At 66.1% G+C, this 3,319-nt stretch carries 2 protein-coding genes and 2 pseudogenes; 1 reads left to right on the forward strand and 3 read right to left on the reverse strand.

Annotated elements, in window-relative coordinates:
• Positions 1-535 precede the first annotated feature (535 nt).
• Both EQG76_RS12610 and EQG76_RS12615 read right to left on the reverse strand, forming a co-directional pair.
• Positions 536-713, reverse strand: a pseudogene (locus tag EQG76_RS12610) (transposase); the annotation flags it as partial.
• Between the two features lie 352 nt (positions 714-1,065).
• Entirely contained in the window at positions 1,066-1,317 is a 252-nt protein-coding gene (locus tag EQG76_RS12615; RefSeq protein WP_159713826.1) for a hypothetical protein, read from the reverse strand.
• 934 nt (positions 1,318-2,251) lie between these two features.
• Here EQG76_RS12615 and EQG76_RS31695 point away from each other — a divergent pair.
• Positions 2,252-2,662, forward strand: coding sequence for a hypothetical protein (locus EQG76_RS31695; RefSeq protein WP_200840771.1), 411 nt, complete (start codon positions 2,252-2,254; stop codon positions 2,660-2,662).
• Positions 2,663-2,785: 123 nt separating this feature from the next.
• Here the strand turns inward: EQG76_RS31695 and EQG76_RS12625 are convergent.
• Positions 2,786-3,141: pseudogene (locus tag EQG76_RS12625) on the reverse strand (transposase); the annotation flags it as partial.
• Between the last annotated feature and the right edge of the window lie 178 nt (positions 3,142-3,319).

Here is a 3,319-nt window from a genome sequence, read left to right on the forward strand (position 1 = left end):
CTGGGACGTCACGATGGCTGGTTCAGCTTCGATCATCCGCTGACCTCCGACACGGTCGTGCAGATCGGCTGCATGAACACAGACGAGCAGGAGCAGCCCCGTGGCGTCGACCAGCCCATAGCGCTTTCGGCCCTTCGTCCTTTTCGCCCCATCATATCCCCGGCCGAGGAGCCGAAGCCTCGCGGCCGGCGAGGTCCGTGCCGGCGAGGTGAATGGTTAGCCAGAACTTCTCAGTGCCGTGCGCTTGCCTCTTCCTGCCTCACCGTTCAGGTGCGACGAGCGGGCCAGATCATCAGACGGAACTTGACGCATCGGTCACGCAGACGGTCCTGCACCTCATACACAAAGAACTCCTGGTCGCGGTCGGTCTGGATGCGCCCGCCTGGCACCACCTGGGCACTCTGTTCGGTAGGACAGGCCCGACTTCAGCACCACAATGTGAGCAACAGATCCATATGCGGCGGAACAGCTCGACCAGCCGGCGGCGGATGGGTGGCAACCTCGGCTGCGGTGGTGGTCCTGGGCTCTGGCCTCCCACCTTCGCGGCGGCCGTCCGCAGCCCCTCAGGGTCGTGGGCGACGACGAGCGTCACGCCACGCAGGCCCCGGTCGGCCAAGGAGCGCAGGAAGGCCTTCCAGAACGGCTCGGCTTCCCAAGGCGCCGGTGGCGATGCCGGTCACCTCGCGGCGCCCGTCCGCGTTCACGCCGAGAGACCCGGCGAGCATCCCGCCTGTCTGGTCATGGTCGAGGCACGGCGGCTCGATCGCTCAAGGTGAGCCCCTTGCCGATCATGATGGCGGCAGGACGTCGATCCTGGCTGCTGATCCGGCGCACGATTGCCGCGCGACAGGGCGGCTCCGCATTGCCGGACGCACAGGCACCGAGACACTGCCTGGGGAGGTTCCAGCTCCGGTCGGCACCCGGCCTGTCGTCATTCCCGCGGCTGCCATCGCCGGCTGCCGGCCACGAGCACCTGCGTATCGAGCGCAGGAAGCGCCACGACCGGTCGTCACACGGGAGGATCAGGCGCGGCAGACCGGGGCAGGGCAGGCCGACGCCAGCGATTCAGTTGGATCGGCTGATGGTTTCCGCGACATGACGCCAACGATGGCCGCTAAGTGCGGCGGCGATGGCGGGGCGGAGCTCGGGGCCCTGGTCGGTCAGCTTCTTGAGCAACTGGCCGACCTCCTCTTCCTCGATCCGATCGATCGGGTCACGCTGGTCGAGCTGGCTGCGCACCAGCGAAGTCTTGTCGGCCGCATAGGGCCACTCATGGCGGAGTTGGTGCAGTACGGATGGTTTACGATTCATGCTCATGAACATGGTCTTAGCAGGCTAGTGTTACAAGATCGTTAACGGAAGAAGGCCAGCGCGTGACCGGTGGAGCCGGGCAAGCTCGGCCTTGGTGAGACGCAACAGCACGAGTATAGCCCACGCTGCAGTTCGTGGTGAGCAGGATCCGCGCAAGACAACCGAGAATCATGCTTGAGGAGCTATATCGTGCGTCCCAACCTCCTGACGCGGCGCGGAGTTCTCCCAGGCACGGTGCCGCGCTCACGGCGCATGGCACCGCGCCGGCGGTGGCCCAATTGATCCCCTTGCGCATCGGCCTGCTCATCCCCTATCCGCCCCCTTCACCTCGCTGGGCGAGAGCATGCGCGCGGGGCTGGAGCTGCTGATCGCGGACGCGGACCGCCAGACGAGTGTGCGGCCGGGCGAGCTCCTGGTCGAGGATGACGGCGCAAGCCGGAGGAACGGCTGCGCAAGGTCCAAAAGCTGATCGCTCAGGACGGGATCGACGTGGTGGGCGGGGTAATCAGCGCCGGCGCGGCGCTCGTGATCCGCGACGTGGTCACCGAGGCGGGGCTGCCAGCCTTCATCAGCAACGCCCCGACCAACGCGCTGCCCACGAGGCGGCGTGCCCGCTCGTGTTCCGGCCGACCAAGACCAGCTGGATGCTCGGACACACTAGGGCACTCTGGACCTTCCCGAACATCGCCAAGGACGGTGGGCTCACCGTGGGTGCGACTATGCCGCCGGCCGCCAATATACGGCGACTTCGCCCAGACCTCCGAGGAACAGAGCGGCACTGTCGGAACCTGGCTCTGGACGCCGCTCGGCACCACCGACTCCTCGCCGATCCTGATCACGCTCGCAGCCGAGCAGTCGAGCTCCATCTACGCCTTCTTCGCCGGTGCGGACGCGGTGCGCTTCCTGCAGCAGATGCAGGAACTACCAGTTCCAGGACCTGGTGAAGCTGATCGGCCCGGGTGCCCTGTTCGACCAGGAGGACGTGGTCCCGGCAGTCCACGGCTTCGTCGAGGCCTATCGCCGCACGCGGCCGGCTGCACGGCGAGGACAGCACGGCCGGCTATGCCACCGGCCAGGTGATCCGGACGGGGCTGGAGGCGGTGGTGGGCGCCCCGTCCGACCGGAGAAGCGCTTCCGCCAGGTCTTGCTGGAGCACCCGATCGAGACGGTGATCGGGCCAATGCACTTCGATCCGCGCAACAACCAGGCGGTGCTCGACATCTATGTGAACGAGTTGGTGGCGGGGCCGGACGGGCTGCCGCTGAACAGAGTGATCACACCTTCCCCGCCGTGCAGGATCCGGGACCGGCGGGCAGACACCCCCTGGGATTCTATCTCATCCAGACCCTGAACGCGGTGGCATTCTCGGTGCTGCTGATGCTCTACGGGCTCGGCCTGTCCCTGTGCTGAGCCTCATGAACTTCGTGAACCTCACCCACGGCTCCTGCTACCTGTTCGGCAACAGCGAGATCGGTTTCTTTGCCCGTGCCACCTCAAGGACCTCTTTGCGAATCTCCACCCCAGGGTCTTGCGGCCCAGTAGGCGTTCCAGCTCACGCACGCGCTTCTCAAGATCCCGTACCTGAGTCTGCCCGACCACGGGCTCATCGGCCTGCACAGCTTGGAAGCCACCTTCCAGCATCCGGCGTCGCCAGTTGAACAGCATGCTCGGTGAGGTGTCGGCTTGGCGCGCGACCTGCGACACGCTCATGCCGGGCTGCATGCTCTCCTCGACTAGGCGTATTTTCTGAGCGGTCGAGAACAGGCGCCGTCGCTGGACGGCAGTGACCACCTCGATACGCGGCGGAGGACCGTTCGGATCGGAAGCCATCGTCCTTGTCCATAGGCGTATGCCGATGCCTTATCAGCTAGCAATCCTGTCCGGTTCAAACGCGGTGCAGTCCACTCCAGGCCCGCGTCCTGGCCTTCGTTACCACTTGCAATCTCGCCAAAGCCCACTGCATGGCCCATGAGGGACGGCCCCGTCTGGCGTTCACGGCCGGAGGGGG

Source organism: Geminicoccus flavidas, from assembly GCF_009806515.1.
Lineage (GTDB): Bacteria > Pseudomonadota > Alphaproteobacteria > Geminicoccales > Geminicoccaceae > Geminicoccus > Geminicoccus flavidus.